Annotated in this window: 1 protein-coding gene; it reads left to right on the top strand. The window is 26.6% G+C overall.

All coding sequences use genetic code 11. The annotated features are described in order from the left end of the window. Positions 1-719: IS3 family transposase (locus IX290_RS11435; protein WP_211493317.1), on the top strand; the 719-nt coding region annotated here is incomplete at both ends.

Genomic DNA, 719 nt, shown 5'->3' with positions numbered 1-719 from the left:
AAATAAGCAGGATACTGATTTAAAAAATAAAGATATCATTGATAAAATCAAAGAAATATTTTACGCGAATAAAAAGAGATATGGATATCGCAGAGTTACATTAGAGCTTAAAAATCAAGGGATGAATGTTAACCATAAGAAAGTTTTGAGATTAATGAATAAATTAAATTTAAAAAGCATTACACGCAAAAGAAGAAAATATTCATCTTATCAAGGAACTATTGGAAAGATTGCAGATAACCATATTAAAAGAAATTTTGAAGCAAATAAACCAAACGAAAAATGGTTCACAGATATTACAGAATTTAATTTGAGAGGAAATAAGCTGTATTTATCACCAATATTAGACGCTTATGGAAGGTATATCGTCTCATATAATATTTCAACATCACCAAACTCGGTTCAGGTGATAGATATGCTAAATAAAGCGTTTAAACGTAATTCTAATATTGATAATTTAATATTTCACAGCGATCAGGGATGGCAATATCAGCATAAATTCTATACTATGCGACTAGAAGAAAAAAATATTATTCAGAGTATGTCAAGAAAAGGGAATAGTTTAGATAATGGATTAATGGAAAGCTTCTTTGGAATAATAAAATCAGAAATATTTTATGGACAAGAAAATAATTATAAGAATATAAAAGAATTAAAACTAGCGATAGAAGAGTATATAGATTACTATAACAACAGAAGGATTAAGGAAAAATTAAAAG

The sequence above is a fragment of the Fusobacterium sp. DD2 genome, assembly GCF_018205345.1.
In the GTDB taxonomy this organism is placed as follows: domain Bacteria; phylum Fusobacteriota; class Fusobacteriia; order Fusobacteriales; family Fusobacteriaceae; genus Fusobacterium_A.
This window is presented reverse-complemented; position numbering and strand designations above follow the sequence as displayed.